This window comes from Nocardia sp. NPDC056541, assembly GCF_042794235.1.
In the GTDB taxonomy this organism is placed as follows: Bacteria; Actinomycetota; Actinomycetes; order Mycobacteriales; family Mycobacteriaceae; genus Nocardia.
Window position 1 is genome coordinate 440,953 of record NZ_JBHTUD010000003.1, and the last position, 24,678, is coordinate 465,630.

Here is a 24,678-nt window from a genome sequence, read left to right on the forward strand (position 1 = left end):
GGTCCGTAGATCTACGGACCTCGCCTCTTGCCGACGGTCTACTGCGCGGTCGACTCGAACCGGCGCAGGCGCAGGCTGTTGCTCACCACGAAGACCGAGCTGAACGCCATCGCGGCGCCGGCCAGCATCGGGTTGAGCAGGCCCGCCATGGCCAGGGGAATCGCGGCCACGTTGTAGGCGAAGGCCCAGAACAGGTTGCCCTTGATCGTGGCCAGGGTGCGCCGCGACAGGCGGATCGCGTCGGCTGCGGCGCGCAGATCGCCGCGGACGAGGGTGAGGTCGCTGGCCTCGATGGCGACGTCGGTGCCGGTGCCCATCGACAGGCCCAGGTCGGCCTGGGCCAGGGCGGCCGCGTCGTTGACGCCGTCACCGACCATGGCGACGACCTTGCCCTCGGCCTGCAGCCGCTTGACGGTGTCGACCTTGTCCTGCGGCAGCACCTCGGCGATGACCTCGTCGATGCCCACTTCGTCGCCGATGGTGCGGGCCGCGCGGGCGTTGTCACCGGTGAGCAGGATCGGCGTCAGCCCGAGCTCGCGGAACTGCGCGATGGCCTGCGCCGAGCTCGGCTTCACCGCGTCGGCGACAACCAGCACGCCACGCGCGCTGCCGTCCCAGCCGATCGCGACCGCGGTCTTGCCTGCCGATTCCGCTTCCGCCAGCGCGGTTTCCAGCGTCTCGGGCAGCGGTTGTGACCAGTCGGCCAGCAGTCGCGCCCGGCCGACGATCACCGCGTGACCGTCGATCACGCCCTGCACACCGAGGCCTTCGACATTGGCGAAACCCTCCACCGGCAGCAGGGTGCCGAACTCGTCGCGTGCGCCCTTGGCGATGGCCTGCGCGATCGGGTGTTCCGACGAATCCTCCAGCGCACCAGCGAGTTCCAGCACCTTGCTGCCGAGTTCGCCCTCGGCGGGGATCACGTCGAGCAGCGTCATCTTGCCGGTGGTGACGGTGCCGGTCTTGTCCAGCACGATGGTGTCGACCTTGCGGGTCGATTCGAGCACCTCGGGTCCCTTGATCAGGATGCCCAGCTGCGCGCCGCGTCCGGTGCCGACCATCAGCGCCGTCGGCGTGGCCAGGCCGAGGGCGCAGGGGCAGGCGATGATCAGCACCGCCACGCCCGCCGTGAAGGCGGCGGCGATGGATCCGCCGGTGCCGAGCCAGAATCCGAGGGTGGCGACGGCGAGCGCGATGACGATCGGGACGAAGATGCCGGAGATCCGGTCGGCCAGCCGCTGTGCCTGTGCCTTGCCGGTCTGCGCGTCCTCGACGAGCTGTGCCATCTGGGCGAGCTGGGTGTCGGCGCCGATCCTGGTGGCGCGCACGACGAGTCGTCCACCGACGTTCACGGTGGCGCCGGTGACGCCATCGTCGACGCCGACCTCCACCGGCACCGACTCACCGGTGAGCATGGACGCGTCGACCGCCGACGTCCCCTCGGTGATCACACCGTCGGTGGCGATCTTCTCACCCGGCCGCACGACGAACTCGTCACCGACGGCCAGCTGTTCCACCGGAATTCGCGTCTCGACGCCGCCACGAAGAACCGCGACATCCTTCGCGCCGAGTTCGAGCAGGGCCCTCAGTGCCGCGCCCGCCCGTCGCTTCGACCGTGCCTCGAAATACCGCCCGGCCAGGATGAACGTGGTCACGCCCGCCGCGGCTTCGAGGTAGATGCTGCCGGTGCCGTCCATCCGCGCGATGGTGAACTCGAACGGGTGTTTCATGCCCGGCGTGCCCGCCGTGCCCCAGAACAGCGCGTACAGCGACCAGCCGAAGGCCGCGAGCGTGCCCATCGACACCAGGGTGTCCATGGTGGCGGTGCCGTGCTTCAGGTTGGTCCACGCGGCTTTGTGGAAGGGCAGCGCGCCCCAGATCACGACCGGTGCGGCCAGCGTGAGCGAGAGCCACTGCCAGTTGGTGAACTGCAGCGCCGGGATCATCGCCATCGCGATCACCGGCACGGTGAGCAGCGCCGACACGATCAGCCGGGTGCGCAGCGAAGCCGTCGGGTCCGCGTCGGCGACCGGCGTTTCGTCGGTCTCGGGCTTCTTCGGCGCGGGGAGTGCCGCGGTGTAGCCGGCCTGCTCGACGGTGGCGATCAGCGCCTCGGGGGAGACGTCACCGGTGAAGTCGACGCGTGCCTTCTCGGTCGCGTAGTTGACCGTGGCGGTGACCCCGTCGAGCTTGTTGAGCTTCTTCTCGATCCGGTTCGCGCAGGAAGCGCAGGTCATGCCACCGATCACCAGTTCTACCTGGCCGGTGCCCGGTGGGTGTGTCACGGCGGTCATGGGGTGCTCCTTCGTTCCTGATAGCAATTCTTGCTGAGCGATCACGGGTGAAACAGGTGGGGTCAGTGGCCGTGGCCGGGGGTGCCGTGGTCGGCGGGCGCGCTGGTCGGGGCCGGGTTGCTCGCACCGGTGGCGTTCGGCGTGGCGACCCGCACCGTGAACTCGGCGGTCCGCACCACGCCCTGGTGCTGGAAGTCGAGGAACAGGCGATAGTCGCCGGCGCTCGGTGCGTTCACGATGAAGTCGATGCCGGGTCCGGCAGGGGTGACTCCGTCGCCGGGCGCGCCCTCGGGATGAACGTGCAGGTAGGCGAGGTCGGCGGCGCGCAGGGCCACCAGGTGACCGTAGGCCCCGAGGTAGGGCTGCAGGTCGGTGACCGGGGTGCCGTTGCGGCTGACCGAGAGCGTCACCTTCGACGCGGTGCCGGGGGCGACCGTGCCGTTCAGCGCGACCGTGTACTCGCCGACCTGCGCGGTGGCGGCGGGGGCGGGCAGTGCCTGCACGTCGTAGGTGCCCGCGACCCGCAGATCGGCGCCGAGCGTCAGGTTCGACCCACCCTCGGGGGTGAAGTCGGCGTAGACGCGGTAGTCGCCGCCCCGGCTGAGGTTCAGCGGAACTGTCCAGGTTCCGGCCGGATCGAGGACCGGGTGGACGTGCTGGAAGCCCGCCATGTCGCGTCGGACCACGATCAGGTGCAGGTCCTTGTCGTGGCTGTTCACGTACTTCGTCACCGGTGCGCCGTTCGCGTCGAGGATGCGAAAACTTGTCGGCGACTGCGGTGCGGTGGTGGTGTTCGGCTTGTCCAAGGCCAGCGTGTAGCCCTGGTCGGTGGCGAGCAGCCCGCCGGGGAGATCGGCGGACGGTGCCGCCGCGGTCGAGTGCTCGCCGTGCCCGGCCGGTTCGGAAGGTTGCGGACCGACCAGGGCACCTGCGGCCAGAGCGATCCCGAAGACCGCCGCGAGGCCGAGGGCGAATCCGGCGAACTTGCCTGTTGCGTTCATCGGGATGCTCCGTATCCGTTCAGTCTGCGAGCTGGAAGCCGGCCGCGGCTACGGCGTCGGCGAGGGCGGTGCGTTCGGGCTCGGTGCCGTCGATGGTTACCGAGCCCGCGGCCAGGTCGACATCGACGCCGGTGACGCCGGGTAGGGCGCCGACCTTGTCGCGGACCTTGTTGACACAGCAGCCGCAGGTCATACCGGTGACGGTGACGGTGGTGGTGCTCATGGAACTCTCCTCGTTTCGCTCTCGATCATTACCATACCCCCCTAGGGTACTTTGTCAAACAGTCGCGCCGGCCTTGTCGGCGGCCGGGGTTCGCATGGTCGCCGCGGTGATGCCCGCCCCTGCCAGGGCGAGCACGCCCGCCCCCAGGAAGGCCGCGGAATAGCCGTCGGTCAGTGCCGAGGTATCTCCCAGTTCGCTCGCGCCGAACGCGGCGGCCACCGCCGTCATCGCGGCCAGTCCGAGCGCCGAACCCACCTGGTAGCTGACGTTGACGATGCCCGAGGCCAGCCCGCCTTCCTCGGGTCGTGCCGCCGAGATAGCGGTGCCGAGCGAGGGAATGAAGGCCAGCGACATACCCCCCGCCGCTATCAGCGAGGCGGGCAGCACGTCGATCCAGAAGTTGCCGGTCGGCCGCACCAGCGACATCACCCCGAGGCCGAGACCGAGCACGATCAGACCGGTGACGATCATCGGCTTGGCGCCGAAACGCTGCATCGCCTTCGGGGCGAGCACCACCATGCCGAGCATGATCAGCGTGGTCATCGGCAGTAGTGCCGCACCCGACGGGAACGCGCTGTACCCGAGCACCTGCTGCAGGTACAGGTTGAGGAAGAACCACATCGGCACCCACGCGGCGGCCAGCGCGAACTGGGCGAAGTTGGCGGCGGCCAGGTTCGGTGCGCGGAAGATGCTCAGCCGCATGAGCGGTTCGCCGCGCCGGGACTGGATGGCGACGAAGCCGGCCAGCAGCGCGGCGGCCAGTGCCAGCACACCCCAGGTCTCGCCCGAGGCCCAACCGACCTCCGGTGCCTGCACGATCGCGTATACCGCGGCCGCCAAACCGGCTGTCACAGTGACGGATCCGGCGATATCGATGGACCCCTTGCGCGCCGGAGCGGCGGGCATCAGCAGCGGCACGGCGATCAGCGCCAGCACGGCGATCGGAATGTTGATGTAGAAAACCCAAGGCCAGCTGATGTATTCGGTGATCACACCGCCGAGGAACACGCCCGCGGTGCCACCGGCGGGCGCGGCCGCGCCATACACGGCGAGCGCCTTGGTGAGCTCCTGGGGCGAGCCGCCGAACAGCATCATCAGCAGCGTGAGTGCGGAGGGCGCGATCAGCGCCGCACCACCACCTTGGATCGCCCGACCAGCCAGCTCGACGCCGACAGTGCCCGCGGCACCGGCGATGACGGAGCCGACGCCGAGCACCACCCAGCCCGCGGCGAATACCCGGCGAGCGCCGAGTAGGTCGGAGAGCCTGCCGCCGAGCAGCAGCAGACCGCCGAACGCCACCACGTAGGCGTTGAACACCCACGTCAGATTGCCCGGCGTGAATCCGAGTTCGGCCTGCATCTTGGGCAGCGCGATCCCGATGATCGAGGTGTCCATGATGACCATGAACTGCGCGGCGGCGATCACCGCCAGCGCCCACCACTTCCGGGTGGATTGCGATTGCGTAGTCACGACTTTCGTCCTTTCGAGCGGGGTGTGTCCCGTGCTCGGTACCATACCCCCCTAGGGTATTAATGTGTCAAGCAAAAACCCGGCTCGCGTGATGGTGCGAGCCGGGTCTGAGTGCTGCCCCGAGGTGTGCCCTGGGATTTAGCCGGCGTGGAGGTTGCGCGCCGTGGGGGAGGTCGGTGTCGTGGCCGGGTCGGGGGCGGTGCCGAGGAGGCGGTCGGCGGTGCCGGAGGTGGTCACGGTGAACCAGTAGTGCTCGTTCTTGTAGTGGTGGTGGCGGTGGTTACGCCAAATAGCCCGGTACAGGGCACGTTTCGGCTTGTAGTCGGTGTGGATCAGGTAGTGCGTCCACTCGTAGAGCAGGCCGAGTGTGGTGATGGTGAGCAGGAAGGTGAGGCCGAGGCCGGTGCGGGGGAAGGCCAGTAGGGCGATCGCGACCAGGGCGACGATCGTGAGCAGCAGCGACTTCGGCGGGATGAAGATCAGCGGGATGTCACGCGGGTCGACGTGGTGCTCGCGGTGTTTGCGGGCCAGCTCGCTGTCGAGAGTCAGCGGGCCGAGATGCCGTGGACGCCAGTGCAGCACGGTGACATGGATGATCCACTCGATGAGCGGGAACGCGGCCAGAATCAGCACGGGGACAAGGGCATCGGTGAGCTGCCAGTCGCCGATGGCGATGCGGGTGCTGACTGCGACCACGAAGACCACGGCGATCATCCAGGGTGACGGATGCCGGAGGAATTCGCGGGCCGCCTCGCTCAGAGGCATGCTGCGCCGGATCGACCGTGGCGAGCCTCGGTCAGGGGTTCGGCGGGATTCGGTCGCACGGGATTCTTCGGAGTCGTGCGACGTCGTTGTCGGACGGTTATCGGTCATGTCAATCCTCGGGTGGATCATGCCCCGTCGAGGGCATGGATCAGGGCGGTGGTCGCCGGCCCGAGCAGTGCTCGAGCGGTGTCGGCGGCCCGTTCCGGCTCGCCCGCGGCGATCGCGGCGGCCAGGTCTCGATAGGCGACGCCATTGCCCACCTCGGCGGACATGATCGGCGCCAGCGCGGCCAAGGCGGGTTCGTAAGCGGCGCGCAGCATGGAATACATCAGCCGGAAGGCGATCGAATCGGCGAGGTCGAGGATGTGGTCCCAGAATTCGAGGGCTATCCGTTGCTGGGTGAGTGGATCCGATTCGGCGACAAGGGAATCGACGGATTCGTCCAACAGGCCGAGGTCGCTCGCGACGCGCGAATCGTCCGCACCGCGCGATCGAACCCGCGCGGCGGCCAGCTCGGCGATCTTCGGCCCGTTGTGCAGCCGCGCCTCGAGAATGCTGCGAGCGACCGCGGGATCGATCGAATCACCCCGAAGCAGCAGTCGCGGAAGCACTTCCAGTCCGGCGCTGCGCCGATAGTCGAGCACGGTCGTCGCCTCGCCTTGCCGAACGGCCACCAGCCCCGCCGCGGCCAACCGCTGCAACGCCTCCCGCACCGCGGGCCGCGACACCCCCAGCGCCTCGGCCAGCTGCCGCTCACTCGGCAGCGTGCTTCCCGCCGCCAATTCCCCGCCCAGCACTTCGGCGGCGATCTGTTCGAACACATCACCGGAAACCGAGCGCTTCACCACGGGAGTCCATGCCATACCTCGATGATGCGCCATTGGAGGTAAGAGGTCAAGTGGTCAGACCAGTTGGATCACGAAAGAAGGGTGGCAAAGCTACCTGGTGGTCTAGCTGGGGTCGGAGCCCCGGATGGCGGAAAGCCAGGTGAAGGTGGCGGCGGCGACCGTCGTGGTGGCGACGAACGCGCCCAGTCCGCCGTTCATGACATAGACCCACAGCAGGCCGACGAGGGGAGCGCCGACCGCCTGCTGAATATCGAGGACCAGACGGCGGGCGATCCCGAACGTGGGCGGATCGATAGGGCGGGAGGGATTGTCCACGAGCTTGCCCGCCGGCTCGGTGGTGCGCACACGCCCCGAGGGGAAGAATCGCGTGTCCCCCGCGTGGATGGATCGGGCGGTCAGCTCCAGCTCGGCCGGAGTGAGCGTCGACAGCGCCGGCTCATAGAACACCGGCTGCCACACCATCCGATCACCACTGCTGATCTCCAGCCACGACCGGCTGACCAGCCGATACTGCTGCCGAACCCGCCTACCGCGCACAGCCCCTGCCGCAACGAGCCCGCTCGGGAAAACCCCGAAGGCAAGTCCGCCTTGATACGCGGTATAGGCGAGTACGGCGAGAGCGACCACGGCGAGCGCACTCAGCTGATCGACATCCGCGAACGGCACCCACGCGGCGATCACCGCGAGGGTGCCGCTCGTGACGAGCAGCGGATAGGTGAGTGCGCGCGCCGGGCCGTCGCTCACTTCAGGAAGCCGACCTTGGTGTAGTCGGCGGTGGCGAGCCCGAACGCGCCGTAGTTCGCGAGATTCTCCCGCACCGCATACGTACCCGAAGCCTGGTTCAGCGGAATCGAATAGCCTTCGGCGAAGATCATCTGATCGCACTGATTGGCGAGTTCGCGCGCCTTGTCGGGGTCGAGTTCGGCGATGGTCCGCTCGATCAGGGCATTGAGCTCCGGCGAACCGATCCGTGCCTTGTTGGACTGCAAGTTGTTCGGATCATAGGCGTAGATCTGCGGCAACGCGCCGAGCGGGAGATAGCTACCGCCCCAGCTGAATTGCGCCAGCTCGAAATTTCCCGGGTCGATCACATCCTTGAAAAGTCCACTACCCGGCACAGTTTGGATGTTCAGCTTCACCCCGATCTGTGCCAGATTCTGCTGGACGATCTGTGCGGTCTGGACCCAACCGTCCTGCTGGTACATCACATCGCGGATCTCGAGGCGGCGGCCGTTCTTCTCACGCACGTCGCCGTTGAGCTTCCAACCCAGGTCGTCGAGCATTTTCGCGGCCGCGGTCGGGTCGAAGGAGATGGGTGCCGAATTGTCCTGGTACCCCTTCTGCCCGTTCATGAAGATGTGGTTGTTGAGCGGCTTCGGATCGTCGACTACGCCATTCTGGGACGCGTTGACGATGCCCTGACGGTCGATCGCTTTGGAGATAGCGATTCGCACCTGTGGATCTTCGAGCAGCGAACCCGGCGCGCCGTTGAACGTGATGTGCGACCAGCTGGGTTCCGGCGTGCGCCGCAGCACTACGCCGGCGGCCTGCTTCGCGCCGGTGACATTCTCGATGCCTGACATGTAGGCGATGTCGAGTTCGTTGTTCTGGATCGCGGGCAGCCACGCCGAACTGTCGAGCACGCTGAAAGTGATGGTGTCGAGCTTAGGGGTGGCGCCCCACCATGCCGGATTGCGGCTCAACGTGATTCGGTTCTGTCCACGATCGATCGCGCTGATCTGGAACGGGCCCGCGCTCACCGCGAGCCCGTTGCGATCACGGTCGTTGAACGCGGCGGCGGACTCAGTGGTGGCCTTCGGATACAGCGGACTGAACTGACCCTGCCATTCGGCATAGGGCTGGGAGAAGGTGACGATCGCCTGCCGGTCGTCGACACCGCGCTCGACCTTCTCCACCCGCTCGAAGCCGCTGGTGGCTGTCATCAGATACGTCGTGTCACGTCCACTCAGCGCCGCCGCCTGCGAACGCATGTCCTCCCAGGTGATCGGCGTCCCGTCGGTCCACACCGCCTTGGGATTGATCGTGTAGGTGACCTGCTGCGGGTTGTTGCCGGTGAGCTGGATATCGGTGAAGTAGTCGTGGTTGATCGCCAGTTCCCCGGCCGCATTGCTGGTGTATGCCACGGGCAACGTCGGTTCGATCACGTCACCGGTGCTCTCGGTGCCGCCGTCGACTTGCAGATAGTTGAACGACTCCGGGAACGAGCTCAACACCAACCGCAGATTGCCGCCATCACGCAGGTCCGCCACATCGTGGGGGTTGATGTCGTTGGTGCTGCCGATCGTGGCGGTGCCCGGTGTAACGGCGTTGTCGGAGGAACAGCCTGACAGGATCAGGCCGACCGCCACGCACGGAATGGCGAACTTGGTACCCAGCGAGCGAATTCGCATGGTGATCCTTCCTTTCCGCGCGTGGCGGAGAGTTACTTGACGAAGCCGACCTTGGTCGCATCTGTCGATGCGAGACCGAAGGCACCGTAGTTGGCTACCGTAGAACGCACCGCAATCGCGCCGGGTGACTGCACGATGGGGAGTGAGAACCCGATATCGAAGATCATCCGGTCGGCCTTGTTGGCGAGCTCGATGGCCTTTTCCGGGTCGAGCTCGGCGATGGTCTCTTCGACCAGCGCATTGAGTTCAGGGGTTCCGATTCGGCCCTTGTTGCTCAGCCGGTTGTTCGGATCGTAGGCGTAGATCTGCGGCAATACGCCGAGCGGCAGAATGCCACCGGACCAGCTGAACTGGACGATATCGAAGTTGCCCGGGTCGACGACATCTTTGAACAGGCCGTTACCTGGCACGGTGCGGATATTCAGCTTCACACCCACTGCGGCCAGATTCTGCTGAGCGATCGTGGCGATCTGCACCCAGGCGTCCTGCTGGTACATGACGTCGGTCAGCTCGAGCTTTCGCCCGTTCTTCTCCCTGACCTCACCGTTGAGCTTCCAGCCCAGGTCGTCCAGCATCTTGGCGGCTGCAGCAGGGTCGTAGGACAATGGGGCGGAGTTGTCCTGGTACCCTTTCTGGCCCTTCATGAAGATGTGGTTGTTCAGCGGCTCCGGCTTCTCTACCAAGCCGTTCTGGCGTGCGTTCGCGATCGTCTGTCGGTCGATCGCCTTCGAGATCGCGACCCGCAATTGCGGATCCTCGAGAATCGCACCCGGGGCGCCATTGAAGGTGAAGTGCGAGTAGGTCGTCGATGGCGCGCGCCGCACAACCAGCCCCGGCGAACCGGCCGCAGTCTTCACTTCCTCGATGCCGGAAATGGAAGCCGCGTCGAGTTCGTTGTTCTGCAGGGCTGCCATGCGCGCGGAGTAGTCGAGCACGGCGAAGGTGATCGTATCGAGCTTGGGCGTATTGCCCCACCACTTGGGGTTGCGATTCAGCGTGATGCGCTGTTGGGCGCGGTCGATCGCGCCCACCATAAACGGACCTGCGGATACAGGCAGACTATTGCGTGCCCAGTTTTCGAACGTGGCAGGTGATTCGGTGGATGCCTTCGGATAGAGCGGGTTGAACATGCCTTTCCACTCGGCGTAATGCTTGGCGAAGGTGACCACGGCCTGGCGATCGTCGACGCCGCGCTCGACCTTCTCCACCCGGTCGAATCCGTCGGTGCCGCGGACCTGGAACGCGACGTCCTTGCCGCTCAGTGCCTGCGCCTGGGAGCGCATGTCCTCCCAGGTGATGGGAGTGCCGTCAGACCATACTGCCTTCGGATTGATGGTGTAGGTCACCTGTTGCGGCGCGGTGCCGGTGAGTTGGATATCGGTGAAGTAATCGTGGTCGACCGACAGCTCACCCGCCGCGTTCGACGTGACCGTGCCCGGCAGCGTCCATCCGATGACTGCCGAGACATCGGCACTCGCGTCCACATGGTCCGAATTGAAGGTTTCAGGGAAAGCAGTCAGCGCCAGGCGGAAGTTGCCACCGTCCTGGACTTCACTGACATCCTTGGGATTGATGTCGTTCACGGCACCGATGGAATCTGCGCCGATCTGCGAACTGTCATCGGACGCACAACCACCAATCGCCAACGTCATAGCGAAAACGGGCACCGCGATGCGGAAACCTGCCTGGCGGAGCCGCCTGGCGTACGTAGCTGTGGTCATTTCGTGAATCCGATCTTCGTGTAGTCGTACGTTGCCAACCCGGGGGAGCCGATGTTGGCGAGGGTGGTGCGGGCGCCGAAGCTGCCGTCGGACTGCATCAGGGGGAGGGAGTGGCCTTCTTCGAATACCTGGCGGTCGACCTGGTTCGCGAGGGCGATGGACTTTTGCGGATCCAGTTCGGTGAGTGTGCGTTCGATGAGCGCGTTGAGTTCAGGGGACCCGATGCGACCGAAGTTGCCTTGCAGGTCGTTCGGGTCGTAGTAGTAGATCTGGCGCAGGCTGGCGAGGGGGAAAGGGTCGCCCTGGAAGATGAACTGCGCGGCATCGAAATCGCCGGGCTGGATGACGTCGGTGAAATAGCCTGTGGCGGGCTTGGTATCGATGGTGAGTTCGACGCCGATGGTGGCCAGGTTCTGCTGGATGATCTGCGCGATCTGGACCCAGGTCGGATCGTTGTACATGACGTCGCGGATAACGAGCTTGCGACCGTCTTTGGTGCGGCTGTCGCCGGTGCGGACCCAGCCGAGGGCATCGAGTTCGCGGGACGCTGCGTCCGGGTCGTAGCCGAGGCTGTTGTCCTGGTAGCCCTTTTGGCCCTGGAGGAAAACGTGGTTGTTCAGCGGCCGGGGGTTTTCGACGAGTCCGTTCTGGATGGCCGAAACGATGCCCTGCCGGTCGATCGCCTTCGAGATCGCCACGCGGACAGCTGGATCGGCGAGAATCGAACCGGGCGCGCCGTTGAAGGTGATGTGGCGCCAGCGATTACCGGGAGCCCGGCGGATGACCAGGTTCTCCGTGCCGCCGACTGTCTTCACGTCGTCGATGGTGGCGAGCTGGGCGAGGTCGAGCTCGTTGTTCTGCAAAGCCTGTACCCACGAGGTGCGGTCGAGCACGCTGTAGGTGATGGTGTCGAGGACCGGCTTGTCGCCCCACCATTTCGGGTTGCGGCCCAAGACGATTCGGCCTTGCGATCGGTCGGTGTTCGTGACGGCGAACGGACCAGCCGTGAGACTGATCGCATCGACGAGGCTGGTGTTGAAGGCTTCCGGCGTGCTGGTCACCGACTTGGGGTACAGAGTGCTGTTACCCGCGAACTGGCCCCGCCAGTCGGCGAAGGGCGTGCTGAAGGTGAGGACCGCCTGGCGGTCATCGGTGCCCCGCTCCACCTTCTCGACGAATTCGAAGCCGTTGGTGATCGCGATCAGGTAGCGCTTGTCCCGGCCGCTGAGCGCGTTCGCCTGGGCGGCGATATCTTCCCAGGTGATGGGCGAACCGTCCGACCACACCGCACTCGGGTTGATCGAGTACGTCACTTGCATCGGGTCGGTGCTGGTCAGCGCCACATCGGTGAAATAGTCGGTGTCGACACTGAGCTGGCCCGCCGCATCGATCTCGAAAGAGCGCGGCATCATCGGGCGCACGATCTCGGCGATCTCGGCTTCGTTTCCGTCGTTGGACAGCGTGTTCCAATTCGCCGGGTACGAGGTGGTCGCCAAGCGCAGGTTGCCGCCCTCGCGCAATTCATCGACACCCTTGGGATTGATGTCGCTGGTGGATCCGATCGCATCGCTCAGCCCGGTCGCGGACTCGTTGCCACTCCCACAACCCGCCACGATCATCCCGGCCGCCACCACCACGGCAGCACATCGCAATCGGGCCCTGCGGCCTGCTTGCATTCGACGGGTTCTCATGGCGCCTCCTCTTTCGGCTGGACCGACGTTCTCAGCCGCTGACGACGGGTTCCGGTACGGCCGCGATGAGCGAGCGCGTGTATTCGTGCTGCGGATCGGCGAAGATCTGCTCGGCCGGACCGGATTCGACGATCTTGCCCTGCAGCATCACCGCGATGTCGTGGGCGAGGTTGCGCACCACCGACAGGTCGTGGGAGACGAACAGGTAGGACAGTCCGTGCTCGGCCTGGAGGTCGCGCAGCAGGTTGAGGACGCCGGCCTGGATCGACACGTCCAGCGACGAGACGGGCTCGTCGAGGACCAGCAGCTGGGTGTCGAGGGCCAGCGCGCGGGCGATGCTGATGCGCTGCTTCTGGCCGCCGGAGAAGTCCGAGGGGTAGCGATCGGCGTGCTCGGGACGCAACCCGACCTGCCGCAGCAACTCCGGCACCCGCCGGTTGACCTCGTCGCGCGACCGGCCGTCGATGCGCAGCGGCTCGGCCAGGACGTCGAAGATCGGCAGGCGCGGGTCCAGCGACGAGCTGGGGTCCTGGAAGACGATCTGCATCCTCCGGCGGATCTCGCGGGTGCGCGCCTTGGTGAGGGTGGCGACGTCGTTGCCGAGCACCTCGATGCTGCCCGACTGCGGGGGCACCAGGTCCATGATCTGCGACAGGGTGGTCGACTTGCCCGAACCGGATTCGCCGACCAGCGCCAGGGTGCGGCCCGCGCGCACGGAGAAGCTGATGCCGTCGACCGCGCGGACCTCGCCGGTGCGGCGGCGCAGCAGCACCCCGGAGGTGAGGGGGAAGGTTTTCACCAGGTCGGTGACGCGCAGGACCACGTCGTCGTCGGTGCGGTCGGGGTGCGCCGGGGCCGGGATCTCCTTGCGGTAGGCCTCGAAGAGCTGGTGGGTGCCGACCTCGGCGGTGCGGATGCAGGCGACCGAGTGACCGGGGCTCACCTTCTCCAGCGGAGGTTCGGCGGCGGTGCAGTCGCCGATCGAGACCGGGCACCGTGGCGCGAACGAGCAACCGGGCGGCAGGGCGTGCATGGCGGGCGGGGCGCCGAGGATCGGGATCAGCGGGGTGCGCGGCGGGCCGTCCATGCGCGGGATGGAGCCGAGCAGGCCGACGGTGTACGGCATGCGCGGCGCCGCGAAAAGTTCTGCGACCGGTGCGGTTTCGACGACCTTGCCCGCGTACATCACCGCGACCCGGTCGGCGACGGTGGCCGCGATGCCCATGTCGTGGGTGATCATGATGACGCCCGCGCCGGTGATATCGCGCGCCTTGCGCAGCAGCGCGAGGATCTGGGCCTGCACCGTCACGTCGAGCGCGGTGGTCGGTTCGTCGCAGATGATCAGCGCGGGATCGTTGGCGATGGCCATGGCGATCACCACGCGCTGTCGCATACCGCCGGAGAACTCGTGCGGGAACGCCCGGGAACGGGCCCTGGCATCGGTGATGCCGACGAGTTCGAGCAGCTCGATGGCCCGCTCGCCTGCCTCCTTGCGGCTCATCTCGCCGTGTGCGAGCAGGGCTTCCGCGATCTGATCACCGATCCGATACACCGGTGTCAGCGCGGAGAGCGGATCCTGGAAGACCATGCTGATCGAGGAACCGCGCAGCTTCGACATCTGCTTGTCGCCAAGGCCCAGCAGTTCGCGGCCGCGCAGGCGCACCGATCCCTGCACCCGTGCCTGGTCGGGCAGCAGGCCGATCACCGCGAGCGAGGATACCGACTTGCCCGAACCGGACTCGCCGACGATGGCGAGCACCTCGCCGTCGGCGACGGTGTAGTTCACCCCGCGCACCGCCTCGACGCGGCCTTCCTCGCCGGGGAACGAGACCCGCAGGTCGGTGACCTCGAGCAGGGGTGCGGTCGACGCGGTCATCGCTTCTCGGCTTTCTTCAACTCCACCTGCGCCTGGTCCTTGTGCTCGGCGACCTCCTTGCGCGACTTGCGCGCACCGCGGGCACCGGGGTCGAACGCGTCACGCAGGCCGTCGCCGACCAGGTTGGCGGACAACACGATCGTGATCAGCAGGCCACCGGCGAACAGGAACAGCCACGGATAGGTGAGCGCCGATTTGGTGCCCGCCGCGATGAGTGAACCCAGCGAGACGTCCGGCGGCTGCACACCGAAACCCAGGAAGCTCAAACCGGTTTCGGCGCCGATCGCCGCGCCGACGGCCAGTGTGGTGTCGATGATCAGGATCGAGGCGATGTTCGGGATGATGTGACTGAGGATCACCGTGCGAGTCGGTGCGCCCATATACCGCGCGGCGCGGACGAATTCGCGGTCACGCAGACTCAAGGTGAGGCCGCGGACGATGCGGGCGGCGATCATCCAGCCGAAGACGCTCAGCAGCACGATCAGGATCGCGATCGATCCGGATCCCTTGGTGCGCGGCGCGAACAGCGCGATGATGATGAAACTGGGGACCACCAGCAGCAGATCGACGAACCACATGATCGCGCGGTCGGTCCAACCGCCGAGCAGCCCGGCCACCGCACCCGCTGTCGCGGCGATGACGCTGGAACAGATCGCCACACAGAAACCGATGATCAGTGACTTCTGCAGGCCGCGCATGGTCTGGGCGAGCACGTCCTGACCGATCTGCGTGGTGCCGAACGGGTGCTCGAGGCTCGGCGGTTTCAGCAGCGCCTTGTAGTCCATCTGCTGGTAGTCCCACGGCAGCAGTGGCGGCAGCGCGAAACTGGCGACCAGCAGCACCACCAGGACCACCGCGCCGACCACGGCGGGCTTGTTGCGCAGGAAACGGCGCCACACCAGTTTGCGACGCCCGGCGGCGGCGACCTCGGGTGCGCCGACGGCGATGAGTTCGGTTTCGGTCATGAGACACGCACCCTCGGGTCGAGCAGGGCAAGGACGACATCGGAGAGCAGGCCCGACACCAGCACCACCAGGCCGGCGAACGCCGTCACCGTCACCACGACGTACAGGTCCTGGGCGTTGATCGAATCGACCAGCCATTCGCCGACACCGTGCCAGCCGAAGATCTTCTCGACGAAGGTGGCGCCGGTGATCAGGCCGCCGAGGCTGTAGGCGAACAGGGTGGCCATCGGAATCAGCGCGGTGCGCAGGCCGTGCTTGTACAGGGCGCGATTACGGCTGAGGCCTTTGGCTCTCGCTGTTCGGATGAAGTCGCTCTGCAGTACGTCGAGCATGGCGTTGCGCTGGTAACGGCTGTAGCCGGCCATGCCGTAGAGCGCCAGCGCCAGGGTCGGCAGCACCAGATGTTGTGCGCGGTCGACCATTTCGTTCCAGAAACCGTTGACCTGAGTGGCCGACGTCTCGCCGGTGTAGAGGAAGATCTGTGAACCGGTCATCGTATTGATCTGCAGCGCACCGTATTTCAGCAGTGTCGCCAGCAAGAAGATCGGTGTCGAGATGATCAGCAGCGACAGCACCGTCGAGAAATAGTCGCTGAACTTGTACTGCCGGATCGCCCCCGCCGCACCGATCAGCACACCGAGCACGGTGCCGATGACGGAACCGAGAATCAGCAGCCGCAGACTCACCGCCACCCGCCTGCCCAGTTCCTCGCTCACCGGCTGCCCGGCCAGGGTGGTCCCGAAATCCCCTTGCACGACGCCGCCGAGCCAGGTGAGATAGCGCTGGGGGATCGGCTCGTCGAGATGCAGCTGGTCGGCCTTCGCGTCGATCACCGACTGCGGCGGGCGTGGGTTGCGCTGCTCGAGGCTCTCGAGCGGGTTGAACGTGAGTGATGCGAGGCTGAACGTCAGAAATGATGCCAGCAGAAGGAGCACAACGTAGTTGAGTGTGCGCCGCAACAAGAAGCCGGTCATCAGTCCCCTCTGGATCGGGTAATCAGGCCCTGATCATAGGGACAGTCCGGCGTCCCCGCGTGGCGACGTGCGGCAGGATAGATGGGATGACGCACCTGCACCCGAAACCGCTGCTGGTGGCCAGCGACGTCGACGGCACCCTGATCGACGATTCCGACAAGATCTCGGCGCGCACCAAGGCGGCCGTCGGGGCCCTCGTCGCCGACGGCGCCACCTTCGTGCTCGCCACCGGCCGCCCGCCGCGCTGGATCGACCCGGTCGTCAGTGAGCTCGGGTACGCACCGCTCGCCATCTGCGGAAACGGCGCGGTCATCTACGACAGCGCCACCGATCGGGTGCTGTCGAGCCACACCCTCGACGTCGAGACCCTGAGCTGGCTGGCCGACATCGCCGAGCACGCGCTGCCGGGTTGCGGCCTGGCCACCGAGCGGGTCGGGGCCAGCGCGCACGACGCCGTGACCCCGCAGTTCGTCAGCTCACCGACATACGAACACGCCTGGCTCAACCCCGACGACACCGTCGTCTCACACGCCGAGGTGATCGACTCACCCGCGATCAAAATGCTCATCCGGCTCAGTTCGGCCCGCAGCTCCGACATGCGCGCGGCGCTGGCCCCGCTGATCGGCGACCGCGCCGAGATCACCTACTCCACCGAGAGCGGGCTGATCGAGCTGGCGGTGCCGCAGGTGACGAAGGCGTCCGGGCTGGCCGAGGTCGCGCGCCGGATCGGCGCCGAACACTCGTCGATCGTCGCCTTCGGCGACATGCCCAACGATGTCCCGATGCTGGCGATGGCCGGGCACGGCGTCGCGATGGGCAATGCCCATCCCGAGGCCCGGGCCGCGGCCGACGAGGTGACCGGCAGCAATATCGACCACGGTGTGGCGATGGTCCTCGAACGCTGGTGGCGCTAGCCGAGAGCCGCACCCCGTATGTCTCTACCCGAAGGGGCCCGCCCTGATCTGGACTGACCGGAGGGTGCGACGAAGGAGTACCCGGAGGGAGGGAAGATCAGGGGCCCGAAGGGCCCCGCTCGAGCGCGCCAGCGCTCCAAATAAACGGCCGGTGCCCCTCGCTCGGAGGGTGCACCGGCCGTTCTTCGCCGTGACCGGGGGTTAGCCGATCGGGGCGGGTTCGGGAGCCGGCGGGTCTGCCGGAACCTGCTCGAGGGGGATCTGTTCAGCGGACGCAGGTGGGGTCTGCGGTTCGGCGGGGATTTGCGGGTCGGCCGGAGCCGGGGCCGGCACCGCCAGTCCGAGCGTCGGGGCGGTAGGCGCCTGACCCGGCTTCGGCGGACCGTTCATTTCCTGCTTGTAGGTCTCGTCGTAGGTCTTCCAGAACGTCGTGACGATGCCCGTGAGCTCGTTGAGCACCAGCGAACCGTGCTGGAAGTCGGTGCGTAGACCGTTCGGGACGAGGTAGGAACTCGCGGTCGGCAGGCCGAGGACGCCCGAATCGGCGCCCAGGCTCAGATACTTGTCGAGAATCGCGCCGACCACCTCGAATACCTGACCGCCCTCGCCCGAATAGACGAAACCGTGGGCGAACTTCGCGTACTGACGGCCCTGCGCGCCCGAGATCAGGTCCGATTGCGGTGCGCCGAGCGGACCGTCGACCCCGCCCTTGGCCACCCAGTGCTTGGCGATCGCGTTGTCGACGGACAGGCCGAGGAACTTGTCCACCATCGCGCCCAGTTCGGCCATATTGCCCTGCGGTGCACGGGCTTGCTGGCTCGGCGGGCGGTTCACCGTCGGGGGCGAGGTGTAGGTGCCGGAATTGCCCGCCGCGATTCCGCGGATGCGATCCATCAGCGCGTAGGCGGCGTCACCGGGGCAGTCGGTGTTGCCGACATCGCGGTGCGCGAACACCACCGGCAGATCGACCGCTTCGTCCTGGGCGTAGGGCGTGAACTCGGTGCCCTCGGAGTACATCGTGGTCGTGCCCTTGGGATCGATCCCGGCGAGCTTGGCCCGCCAGCCGATGAACTTGCCGATCGCGTTGATCGCCTCGTTGCTCGGCTCCTCGTTCTCGTAGTTGCCCATCAGCGCCACACCCGCGGTGTTCTCGTTGAAACCGCCCGCGTGCGCGCCCTGGACCGCGCGGTCGAGGCCGCCGTAGCGGCCCTCGAAGATCTGGCCGTACTGGTCGACCAAGGCGTTGTAGCCGACGTCGCACCAGCCGAGCGTCTCGGCGTGATAGGCGTAGATCGCGCGGACGATGCCCGCGGATTCGGAGCGGCTGTAGTCGTTGCGACCGGCCGTGTGGTGCACGGTGATGCCGCCGACGCCGTCGTCGTAGGTGGGTTCCTCGCAGCGGATCGACTCGTCGGCACCCCACTGCGCGCGGGTGATGACCTTCGGTCCGCCACCGGGCAGCGCCGCGGCGACGTCGTTGAGCGCGGCATCGATCGCGGCCCGCCCCGGATTGATCAGGACGGCCTTGAGCGCGGCCTCGGTGAGGTGGGCCGGGTCGTGGTCCGGGCCCGCGGTGGGCTTGCGGGTGACCAGCATCTGCACCGCGGTGGTCTCGCCGACGTAGATCGGTTCGGTGCCGGTCGGTGCGTCGGCCGGGGTCTGATCGGTGGCCCTGGTATCGACCGGATCGGCGTTGTACCAGGGGCCCCAGTTGCCGTCGAGCTGGCGAGCTCGCAGCTTGGTGGTGGTGTTCGCCATGTCGCGGGCGGTGACGGCGACCATGCTGAACGGGGTGTCCTGGGTGAGTTCCTTGACCTGCGCGCCCACCTGATCGATGACGTCCGCGCCGACCGCGCCCGGCGAGAGGGCGGGAGTGTCGGGGGTCGTGCCGGGTTCGAGGTTTTCCGGGTCGGCGATGAATTTTGCTCCACCGGAACGGCTTTGGGAGACGGGGGCACCGGTCGCGGGCGCGGCCGGAGGCTGGGCGGCGGGCGCCGGTGCGGCCGACGTCGGCGTGGCCCCGGCGGGAGCTTCGGGTGCGCCCGGAGCTGGTTGCGCTGGAACTGGCGCGGCTGGGGCAGCCTGTGCTTGGGCTGGCGCGGCAGGAGCCGCTGGGGCCTGGGTGGCCGCGCCCCCTGGTGCCGGAGCGGGCGCGCCCGGAGCGGGCGGTTGGGCTTGCGGTGTCGCGGCCGGTGGCGCCGGCGGCGCGGTCGGGACCGATGTGCTCGGGACCGGTGGGCGCGCGGGCGTTGCGGCCCCGGGTGCCGCCGCGCCCGGCGTGGCCTGCTGCGTCGGGGTGGGCTGCGGCTTCGTCGGCAGCTGCGGCAGCTGGATCTCGGTGGGCAGCGCCACGCCCGGGGGCACCGGCAATCCCGGGGGGATCGGGATCGAGCTCGGCAGCTGCAACATGCGCAGGTCCGAGAGGTGCAGGTCGGGCAGATCGAGGCCGGTCAGGTCACGCAGCGGGACCGTGATGTCAGGAGCCGTGGTCAGCGCGACCTCGGCCAGCTGCGTCGGCACGGCCGCGACCTGGGAATCGTTCGCGCTGCGGTAGTCGGTCGAGTCGCTGAGGGCGAACGCGCCGATCGGTGCGGCGACAACAAGGGTCGTGACCACCGGGAGCACGTAGGAACGTTTCGGCTTTCGGTATCGCACGTGCGACTCCTATCGGGTCGAGCTCGTGTTTTTCCGCGCATGTGATGCTTGCTTCCTCTAACCTCACGCATCACACTAGTTAACATACGTCACACATCTCAACCTCAACTCGAGACTTATGTGATTGCTCGAATGTAGCCCTCGGATCCCGCTAGGCGACGACGACATGCCGACGCGAGCTCCGCCGGTCGAACCGCGAAACCGTGGGAGCGCAGTATGAGAGCGGACACCAAGATCACCCGCAGTACCGGCCGTGGCACCCGTCGCAGGGCTGTGCCGATGATCCGGACCGTGCCGCTGCCGGTGCTGGTCAGCGGAACTGTGCTGGCGATGGCCGGGGCGATCGGGCTGTGGCAGATCGCCCCGGGGCAGATCACGCCTACCGCCGGCGCCGGACACGGTCGCGGCATGAGTCAGGTCGGGGCTTTCGACAACGCGCGGGCGGGCTGGACGGCCGAGGAGATTCTCGGGCACTACTACCCCGGGGCTGATCTCGGGCAAATCGGCCCCACAACGATCGGTGTCCGGCTCCAGGCACAGGACGACGCCACCCTCGACACCTTCGCCGCCGCCGGTGCACAGGTCGCCGGTCGCACGATCGGACCCGGCGACGCGGCCCATCTCACCCCGCTGCCCGACGGCGGGGCGAGCGTGGTGGTGACCGCGGGCTGCGACGGCGAAGTTCTGTGGCAGGCCGCGACCGACGATCCGTTCGTCTACCCGGTCGGCGCCGGTGCGGGCAGACCCGCCGACGAACATCTGACCCTCTGCGGCGGCACCGCCTACCGCGGCGCGCTCGGGGTGGCGCTCGAGGGCGAGTCCTTCCGCACCGTCAACCAGGTGGACCTCGACGACTATCTAGCCGGCGTACTACCCGCGGAAATGCAGGCCAACTGGGCAGACCAGGGCGCCTTCGAAGCCTTACGCGCACAGGCGATCGCGGCCCGCTCCTACGCGCTCGCCGAGAGTCGCTACGCCTACGCGCAGACCTGCGACACCACCGACTGCCAGGCGTATCCCGGTACGGTGAAGGAGGATTCGCGCAGTACCGAAGCCGTCGCCGCCACCACGGGCACGGTATTGCTGCGTGACGGGCAGATCCTGCGCTCGGAATACTCGGCGGCGCCGGATGGCGGCAGGCCCGCCGACATCCAGACCTTCGAGGTCGGACCGGCACCCAGCGAACTCGTCGAATCCGCGCCCGCTCCCGCCCCCGTGGTTCCCGCGACACCCGCACAGCCGGATCTGACCATCGAGGCACTGGCGGGTGAGTCGGTGATCGACACCGAGTACCGGCGGATCGGCGGTGCGGGCAGTTCGGTGGGCGAGCCGATCGGTCCGGAAATGCTGCTGCCGCAACGGGCAGGCACGTATCGGCTGTACACGAACGGTGTGATCGTCGCGACGAAGACGCTCGGCGCACAGGTCGTCGACTTCTCCACGCTGCTCCAGCTCGTTCCGGACGCGGGTGACCAGTTGCCCGCGACGGCCTCGGGCCGGCCCACCCTGAAGATGCCGGAAGGCAATGTCCCCCAAGCTGTTGCACCGGGCAACCCCCAGGGAGTGCAGTTCCCTACGGAGGCCGAGGTCAGTGGCGAGCCGGTACACGGTCCGGTGAATCCCGCTGCGCCCGGCGCACACGATGGGGCACTGAACGGCCCGGCCGCCGTACCCGGCGCGCACAATGGGGTTCCGCACGGCCCAGCCGGCGTGCACGACGGGGAGTAGACGGACCGACCGTACGGGTCGGGTCAATCGAGCGTTGTGTCGTCCAGTGCGACGGCCAGGGTGCGCAACAGGTCGGCGAGCTGCTCACGGTCCGTGGCGCCGAGGGCGGAGAGCAGGCGCTGCTCGTTGGCCACATGCAGCGGCAGCAGCCGGTCGACGAGCTCGCGGCCCTCTGCGGTGAGCTGCACGAAGACCGAGCGCCGATCGTCGGGGGAGGGGACGCGCCGGACCAGGTTCTTCGCGGCCAGGCGGTCGATGCGGTTGGTGATGGCCCCCGAGGTGACCATGGCGGCGCGGTTGAGCGCTCCGGCGGTGAGGCCGGTCTCGCCGCCGGAGCGGCGCAGCGTGGCCAGCACGTCGAACTCCCAGAATTCCAGGCCATGACCTGCGAAGAAGCGTTTCAGATCCTGTTCGAGGACGCGCGAGAGCCGGGTGATCCGGCCGACGATCGCCATCGGTGACACGTCGACATCCGGGCGTTCGATGTTCCAGTGCTCGGTGATCAGGTCGACCGCGTCGCGCATCTGTTTTTCCTCTCGGTTGAAACTCTTAATGTTCATCTACTTGACGCAGAGATACCTAGGCGGGTAGATATTTCAACGTTGAGATTATCAATCAGGAGTGAACATGACGACCGCAACCCGCCCCACCGGCTACGTGGGCACCCTCGCGCTCACGGCTCTCACCCCGATCGTGTGGGGCTCCACCTACGCGGTGACCACGGAATTCCTGCCCCCGGACCGGCCGCTGTTCACGGCGCTCATGCGCGCGCTCCCCGCCGGATTGATCTTGCTCGCGCTCACCAGGGTGCTGCCGCACGGCAAGTGGCTGGGTCGGGCCGCGGTGCTCGGCGTGCTCAATATCGGCGCGTTCTTCCCGCTGCTCTTCCTGGCCGCGTACCGGCTGCCGGGTGGTGTCGCCGGGGTGCTCGGCGCGGTGGCGCCGATGTTCGCGCTCGGATTCGCGGCGGTGCTGCTGGCCGAAGCGCCGACGCGGCGCAAGGTGATCGCGGGTGTCGTCGGGGTGTTCGGTGTCTCGCTGGTCGTGCTCCGCGGCAGCGCTGAGCTCGATTTCCTCGGTGTGGTCGCCGGTCTCGCCGGTGCGGCCTCGATGGGCGCGGGAACCGTGCTCACCAAGAAGTGGGGGCGTCCCGACGGTGTCGGCCCGCTGGCGATGACCGGGTGGCAGCTCACCGCGGGCGGGCTGTTCATCGTGCCGCTCGCCCTGCTGATCGAAGGCGCGCCGCCCGCGCTCGACAGAGAGGCCGTCGGCGGCTACCTGTACCTCGGCATCATCGGCACCGCGCTGGCCTACTGGCTGTGGGTCCGCGGAATCTCGCGGGTGCCTGCGACTTCGGTGTCCTTCCTCGGTCTGCTCAGTCCGGTGTCGGCCGCGGTGATCGGCTGGATCGCGCTGGGTCAGGCGCTGACCGCGCTGCAGATCGTCGGTCTCGGCGTCGCGCTCGCGGCTACCGTCTTCGGGCAGATGCCGTCCAAGTCTGTCGGCGTCCCCGTTGGAGATGTTGCGGGAGAACAGTATTCGCCTGCGGATGCGGTGCCGGATCCGGCCGGGCGGCGCGGTGATGCCGAGTCGGCCGTGAATTCTGTTGCACCGAAGCTGATTCCAGCGCCGGTTCGGGTCTGAACGCTGATCAGGTCAGCCGCGCATCGCCTGCATCAACTGGTCCTCGGTGAGGGCCGGCACCGGCAGGGGGTGCGCGGCTTTCGCGCGTAGGCCGTCGAAGATGAGGGCGAGATTGCGTCGCCAGAGGTCAGGGGCGACGGTGCTGGTGGCGGCGAGAACGCTGATGTGGGACCAGGTGATGAAGGCGATGTCCTCGAGGGTCCAGTCCGGGCGAAGGGCGCCGGCTTGCTGGGCGCGGACGATGATGCGGCGCATGAGGCTGTGGCCGTATTCGCGTGCGCGTTCGACGGCGGCGCTGGGGGGATTTCGCAGCGCGAGGTCGCCGAGAATGCGGTCCGACGCCTGGAGTTCGCAGATCTTCTCGACCAGGAAGACGAACGACTCCCACGGGTCGGTGATGTCGAGTGCCTGTTCGGCGACCCGGCCGCCCGCTTCCAGCCGGTCGGCCACGGCGGCGGCGATCAGTGCGTCGCGGGTGGGGAAGCGGTTGTAGAGGGTGCCGATCGCGACGCCCGCGTGGGCGGCGATGTCCTTGAGCGGAGCGTCGAGCCCGCGTTCTTCGAAGATCTCGCGGGCTGCCGTCACCAGCGCGACGCGGTTGCGTTCGGCGTCACTGCGCAACGGCTTGTCCTCAGGCATCCGCTGATCCTACAAATCCGGTGTCCGAAATATCTTGAGCATGGGTTCAACTTAGTGCTACGTTCGGCATAACTTGAACCAACACTCAACTTAGGGGTATCGGATGAGTACGCTCGCGATCTTCGGCTACGGACCAGGACTCGGCGCCGGGACAGCACGACACTTCGGCCGCAACGGTTTTCGGATCGCGGTGATCGGACGCGACCCGGTAGAACGCGCCGCGGCGCTGCGGGCGGAGGGCGTCGACGCCGAACCGTTCATCGCCGACGTCACCGATCCCGCGCAAGTGCTCGACGTGATCGGCCGGGTCGAGGAGAAGCTGGGGCCGATCGACGTCGCGCTGCATGCGGCGGCCGCCGATATGTCGGTGCGCAGCGCCACGACCATCGACGTCGACCTGCCGTCCCTCGCCCTGCCGATCGCGCTCAAGGTGCACTCGCCGATCCTGCTCACCCGCGCCCTGCTGCCCGCGATGCTCGCCCGCGGCAGTGGCACGCTGCTGTTCACCTCCGGCGCCTCCGAGGAGCATTTGCAGCCCTACCTGGCCAATGTCGGGGTCGCGCTGGGGGCCCAGCGCGCCTACGTGCGGCAGCTGGCACGCGAAGTGGACGGCACCGGCGTCTATGTCGGGCTGTTCGCCATCGGCTCGCTCATCGAGAACAGCGCGGTCCAGGCGGTCATCGACGCGAATCCCGACCTCGTGCCCCCCGGACTGGTGCTGCCGCGGATCGATAATGCCGAGCTGGGAGCGCGGTTGTGGCGCATGTACACCGAGCGCGACACGGTGGAGGTCGAAGTCGGCTTCGCGTCTTGACCTTGACGTAGCGTCAACTTGCAGAGTGGAGGGACCGACGAGAAA

The 24,678-nt window shown here is 67.3% G+C and carries 20 protein-coding genes; 4 read left to right on the top strand and 16 right to left on the bottom strand.

What is annotated here, in order from left to right:
• Positions 1-38 precede the first annotated feature (38 nt).
• The 13 genes from ACFQ9R_RS07530 to ACFQ9R_RS07590 all read right to left on the bottom strand — a co-directional run bounded on the left by ACFQ9R_RS07530 (position 39) and on the right by ACFQ9R_RS07590 (position 16,239).
• The gene (locus tag ACFQ9R_RS07530; protein WP_378989467.1) at positions 39-2,294 is read right to left on the bottom strand and encodes a heavy metal translocating P-type ATPase; all 2,256 of its coding nucleotides are present in this window, start codon (positions 2,292-2,294) and stop codon (positions 39-41) included.
• A 62-nt stretch (positions 2,295-2,356) separates the two neighbouring features.
• Positions 2,357-3,295: a hypothetical protein gene (locus ACFQ9R_RS07535; RefSeq protein WP_378989468.1), complete on the bottom strand. Its 939-nt coding sequence runs from the start codon at positions 3,293-3,295 to the stop codon at positions 2,357-2,359.
• 19 nt (positions 3,296-3,314) lie between these two features.
• The gene (locus ACFQ9R_RS07540) at positions 3,315-3,518 is read right to left on the bottom strand and encodes a heavy-metal-associated domain-containing protein (protein ID WP_101464960.1); all 204 of its coding nucleotides are present in this window, start codon (positions 3,516-3,518) and stop codon (positions 3,315-3,317) included.
• A gap of 54 nt (positions 3,519-3,572) precedes the next feature.
• Complete coding sequence (locus ACFQ9R_RS07545) at positions 3,573-4,988, bottom strand: MFS transporter (protein WP_378989469.1); 1,416 nt, start codon at positions 4,986-4,988, stop codon at positions 3,573-3,575.
• A 138-nt stretch (positions 4,989-5,126) separates the two neighbouring features.
• A complete protein-coding gene (locus tag ACFQ9R_RS07550) occupies positions 5,127-5,753 on the bottom strand; it encodes a sterol desaturase family protein (RefSeq protein WP_378989470.1) in 627 nt (208 codons plus the stop codon).
• 125 nt (positions 5,754-5,878) lie between these two features.
• On the bottom strand, positions 5,879-6,616 hold the full coding sequence (locus ACFQ9R_RS07555; RefSeq protein WP_378989472.1) for a FadR/GntR family transcriptional regulator: 738 nt from the start codon (positions 6,614-6,616) through the stop codon (positions 5,879-5,881).
• Between the two features lie 87 nt (positions 6,617-6,703).
• On the bottom strand, positions 6,704-7,345 hold the full coding sequence (locus ACFQ9R_RS07560; RefSeq protein WP_378989473.1) for a hypothetical protein: 642 nt from the start codon (positions 7,343-7,345) through the stop codon (positions 6,704-6,706).
• Positions 7,342-9,012, bottom strand: a complete 1,671-nt coding sequence (locus ACFQ9R_RS07565) for an ABC transporter family substrate-binding protein (RefSeq protein ID WP_378989474.1) — start codon at positions 9,010-9,012, stop codon at positions 7,342-7,344. The genes ACFQ9R_RS07560 and ACFQ9R_RS07565 overlap by 4 nt, the downstream gene beginning before the upstream one ends.
• 32 nt (positions 9,013-9,044) lie before the next feature.
• Positions 9,045-10,733: an ABC transporter family substrate-binding protein gene (locus ACFQ9R_RS07570; protein ID WP_378989475.1), complete on the bottom strand. Its 1,689-nt coding sequence runs from the start codon at positions 10,731-10,733 to the stop codon at positions 9,045-9,047.
• Positions 10,730-12,424 (bottom strand): ABC transporter family substrate-binding protein, encoded by a 1,695-nt coding sequence (locus tag ACFQ9R_RS07575; RefSeq protein ID WP_378989476.1) that lies wholly within the window; start codon positions 12,422-12,424, stop codon positions 10,730-10,732. Before ACFQ9R_RS07575 ends, ACFQ9R_RS07570 begins: the two co-directional genes overlap by 4 nt.
• 31 nt (positions 12,425-12,455) lie before the next feature.
• The gene (locus ACFQ9R_RS07580; RefSeq protein ID WP_378989477.1) at positions 12,456-14,300 is read right to left on the bottom strand and encodes an ABC transporter ATP-binding protein; all 1,845 of its coding nucleotides are present in this window, start codon (positions 14,298-14,300) and stop codon (positions 12,456-12,458) included.
• On the bottom strand, positions 14,297-15,265 hold the full coding sequence (locus tag ACFQ9R_RS07585; protein WP_378989479.1) for an ABC transporter permease: 969 nt from the start codon (positions 15,263-15,265) through the stop codon (positions 14,297-14,299). Before ACFQ9R_RS07585 ends, ACFQ9R_RS07580 begins: the two co-directional genes overlap by 4 nt.
• Positions 15,262-16,239 (bottom strand): ABC transporter permease, encoded by a 978-nt coding sequence (locus ACFQ9R_RS07590; protein ID WP_378661275.1) that lies wholly within the window; start codon positions 16,237-16,239, stop codon positions 15,262-15,264. Before ACFQ9R_RS07590 ends, ACFQ9R_RS07585 begins: the two co-directional genes overlap by 4 nt.
• Positions 16,240-16,325: 86 nt before the next feature.
• Between ACFQ9R_RS07590 and ACFQ9R_RS07595 the strand changes: the two genes are divergently transcribed.
• Positions 16,326-17,153, top strand: coding sequence for an HAD family hydrolase (locus ACFQ9R_RS07595; protein ID WP_378637961.1), 828 nt, complete (start codon positions 16,326-16,328; stop codon positions 17,151-17,153).
• 201 nt (positions 17,154-17,354) lie between these two features.
• Here the strand turns inward: ACFQ9R_RS07595 and ACFQ9R_RS07600 are convergent, their stop codons facing one another.
• Complete coding sequence (locus tag ACFQ9R_RS07600) at positions 17,355-19,808, bottom strand: N-acetylmuramoyl-L-alanine amidase (protein ID WP_378989481.1); 2,454 nt, start codon at positions 19,806-19,808, stop codon at positions 17,355-17,357.
• Positions 19,809-20,024: 216 nt separating this feature from the next.
• Here ACFQ9R_RS07600 and ACFQ9R_RS07605 point away from each other — a divergent pair, with 216 nt between their 5' ends.
• Entirely contained in the window at positions 20,025-21,536 is a 1,512-nt protein-coding gene (locus ACFQ9R_RS07605) for a SpoIID/LytB domain-containing protein (protein ID WP_378989482.1), read from the top strand.
• A 23-nt stretch (positions 21,537-21,559) separates the two neighbouring features.
• On the opposite strand, the gene ACFQ9R_RS07610 is transcribed toward ACFQ9R_RS07605, so the two are convergent.
• Positions 21,560-22,060: a MarR family winged helix-turn-helix transcriptional regulator gene (locus ACFQ9R_RS07610; RefSeq protein ID WP_378989483.1), complete on the bottom strand. Its 501-nt coding sequence runs from the start codon at positions 22,058-22,060 to the stop codon at positions 21,560-21,562.
• A 103-nt stretch (positions 22,061-22,163) separates the two neighbouring features.
• On the opposite strand from ACFQ9R_RS07610, the gene ACFQ9R_RS07615 reads away from it, so the two are divergent.
• On the top strand, positions 22,164-23,180 hold the full coding sequence (locus tag ACFQ9R_RS07615) for an EamA family transporter (protein WP_378989484.1): 1,017 nt from the start codon (positions 22,164-22,166) through the stop codon (positions 23,178-23,180).
• 12 nt (positions 23,181-23,192) lie between these two features.
• On the opposite strand, the gene ACFQ9R_RS07620 is transcribed toward ACFQ9R_RS07615, so the two are convergent.
• The gene (locus tag ACFQ9R_RS07620) at positions 23,193-23,819 is read right to left on the bottom strand and encodes a TetR/AcrR family transcriptional regulator (protein WP_378989485.1); all 627 of its coding nucleotides are present in this window, start codon (positions 23,817-23,819) and stop codon (positions 23,193-23,195) included.
• Between the two features lie 103 nt (positions 23,820-23,922).
• Here ACFQ9R_RS07620 and ACFQ9R_RS07625 point away from each other — a divergent pair, with 103 nt between their 5' ends.
• Entirely contained in the window at positions 23,923-24,633 is a 711-nt protein-coding gene (locus ACFQ9R_RS07625) for an SDR family NAD(P)-dependent oxidoreductase (RefSeq protein ID WP_378989486.1), read from the top strand.
• The last annotated feature ends 45 nt before the right edge of the window (positions 24,634-24,678 follow it).

What these genes read in the sequence shown, in the direction of transcription:
- ACFQ9R_RS07530 (WP_378989467.1), bottom strand. Translation starts at nt 2,294, where the DNA reads ATGACCGCCGTGACACACCCACCGGGCACCGGCCAGGTAGAACTGGTG.
- ACFQ9R_RS07535 (WP_378989468.1), bottom strand. Translation starts at nt 3,295, where the DNA reads ATGAACGCAACAGGCAAGTTCGCCGGATTCGCCCTCGGCCTCGCGGCG.
- ACFQ9R_RS07540 (WP_101464960.1), bottom strand. Translation starts at nt 3,518, where the DNA reads ATGAGCACCACCACCGTCACCGTCACCGGTATGACCTGCGGCTGCTGT.
- ACFQ9R_RS07550 (WP_378989470.1), bottom strand. Translation starts at nt 5,753, where the DNA reads ATGCCTCTGAGCGAGGCGGCCCGCGAATTCCTCCGGCATCCGTCACCC.
- ACFQ9R_RS07555 (WP_378989472.1), bottom strand. Translation starts at nt 6,616, where the DNA reads ATGGCATGGACTCCCGTGGTGAAGCGCTCGGTTTCCGGTGATGTGTTC.
- ACFQ9R_RS07565 (WP_378989474.1), bottom strand. Translation starts at nt 9,012, where the DNA reads ATGCGAATTCGCTCGCTGGGTACCAAGTTCGCCATTCCGTGCGTGGCG.
- ACFQ9R_RS07570 (WP_378989475.1), bottom strand. Translation starts at nt 10,733, where the DNA reads ATGACCACAGCTACGTACGCCAGGCGGCTCCGCCAGGCAGGTTTCCGC.
- ACFQ9R_RS07575 (WP_378989476.1), bottom strand. Translation starts at nt 12,424, where the DNA reads ATGAGAACCCGTCGAATGCAAGCAGGCCGCAGGGCCCGATTGCGATGT.
- ACFQ9R_RS07580 (WP_378989477.1), bottom strand. Translation starts at nt 14,300, where the DNA reads ATGACCGCGTCGACCGCACCCCTGCTCGAGGTCACCGACCTGCGGGTC.
- ACFQ9R_RS07585 (WP_378989479.1), bottom strand. Translation starts at nt 15,265, where the DNA reads ATGACCGAAACCGAACTCATCGCCGTCGGCGCACCCGAGGTCGCCGCC.
- ACFQ9R_RS07590 (WP_378661275.1), bottom strand. Translation starts at nt 16,239, where the DNA reads ATGACCGGCTTCTTGTTGCGGCGCACACTCAACTACGTTGTGCTCCTT.
- ACFQ9R_RS07595 (WP_378637961.1), top strand. Translation starts at nt 16,326, where the DNA reads ATGACGCACCTGCACCCGAAACCGCTGCTGGTGGCCAGCGACGTCGAC.
- ACFQ9R_RS07605 (WP_378989482.1), top strand. Translation starts at nt 20,025, where the DNA reads ATGAGAGCGGACACCAAGATCACCCGCAGTACCGGCCGTGGCACCCGT.
- ACFQ9R_RS07610 (WP_378989483.1), bottom strand. Translation starts at nt 22,060, where the DNA reads ATGCGCGACGCGGTCGACCTGATCACCGAGCACTGGAACATCGAACGC.
- ACFQ9R_RS07615 (WP_378989484.1), top strand. Translation starts at nt 22,164, where the DNA reads ATGACGACCGCAACCCGCCCCACCGGCTACGTGGGCACCCTCGCGCTC.
- ACFQ9R_RS07620 (WP_378989485.1), bottom strand. Translation starts at nt 23,819, where the DNA reads ATGCCTGAGGACAAGCCGTTGCGCAGTGACGCCGAACGCAACCGCGTC.
- ACFQ9R_RS07625 (WP_378989486.1), top strand. Translation starts at nt 23,923, where the DNA reads ATGAGTACGCTCGCGATCTTCGGCTACGGACCAGGACTCGGCGCCGGG.